We start from the raw sequence: 1,269 nt of genomic DNA, 5'->3' as shown, positions 1-1,269 counted from the left end.
CATTGCTGTCCCACAATTTTTCACAAGAGGAAGCTCATTTGAGCTTCCTCTTGTTTTATGGGTATTTTATCGGGTGAAAATAAAGCTTTTAAAGTTCTTCTTTCAAACAAATTCACTTGAATTATTCTGAGTAAACGTTGAACTGTCCAACCTGTTTTTCCTAAATGTCGAGCGAAACTCACCAATAAATAGGCGATCATCGCAATCCAGATTTGTGTCTGAATTGCGTTCCTGCTGCGGCCTAGAAACGCTTTTAATTTGAGATTCTGCTTAATCGCCTTAAAGAACAGCTCAACTTTCCAACGATCTTTATAAATCGCCGCAATGGTGGAGGCGGCTAAATGAAAGTTATTGCTGAGAAAGCTAAAGTGCTTGCCACTTTGCTGATCTCTATATTCAATTCTTCTTAACACTGGGGCTTTTCTTTTTAGGGCATGTGCGCTATTCAGCTGAATGGTTTCATCTTTTAGAATACCTTTGGATTCAAGCACTGGATGTTGCTGGATCACCTGATACACAGATTTAGGCCTAAAACGTGTGACAAATCCAATGTTTTGAGCAGTCAGATTTGCATACCATTGGTAATCGACATAGCCTTTATCAAAAACTACAATGCTGCCAGCAGGAAACTGGAATTTGCGGCCTTGTACCATGTCATTTTCTTTGCCATTTTCAACTGCAACAAACTCAGGAATATCATTGCTGTGATTCAATCCTATACTGAGTTTCATGCTGGCTTTTGAGTCGTGAACTTTGGCCCATTCACATAAGGAAAGCGACAAGTCAATATGACTGGCATCCAAGGAATACAAGGGATTCTTAAAGCGAAATTTATGAGCTACTTTTGAGTGTTCATAGTATTTAAGCAACTTGTAAAATAGCTGTTGATACAAGGCAGCAGGCTGCTGCTCATTGATTCGTGCCAGCGTGCTTCGGGGAATAGACTTTGCTCCGAGATGACTCAGCTTTTCCTGTTGGCACTCCAAATTGGATTGAATATCTCTCAGACTTTGCCTACAAGAGAATTGAGACATCAATATAGCAATAAACTGATCCCACCGGGAAGCCGCTCTAAATTTCTGTCCAACATGGTGTACTTTAGCAAGTTGTTCAAAATCCTGTCGCACAACAGGTTTAATTAGCTCATGAAATACGGTATTCTGATGTGACAAAACCTGAATCCTGGTCGTTAAAGTGTTTGTTTGCACTCATATTTTAACTGTTAGGACTCAGGTTTTTTTATTTAAAGCAAACTATGGGACAGCAGTG

General features: G+C 39.8%; 1 protein-coding gene. It reads right to left on the bottom strand.

Features of this window, described 5'->3' with window-relative positions; genetic code table 11:
• Nucleotides 1–20 precede the first annotated feature (20 nt).
• A complete protein-coding gene (locus FTU86_RS13710) occupies nt 21–1,172 on the bottom strand; it encodes an IS4-like element ISAbe18 family transposase (RefSeq protein ID WP_005176703.1) in 1,152 nt (383 codons plus the stop codon).
• Between the last annotated feature and the right edge of the window lie 97 nt (nt 1,173–1,269).

The sequence above is a fragment of the Acinetobacter sp. YH12155 genome, from assembly GCF_013418255.1.
GTDB lineage: Bacteria > Pseudomonadota > Gammaproteobacteria > Pseudomonadales > Moraxellaceae > Acinetobacter > Acinetobacter indicus.
This window is presented reverse-complemented; position numbering and strand designations above follow the sequence as displayed.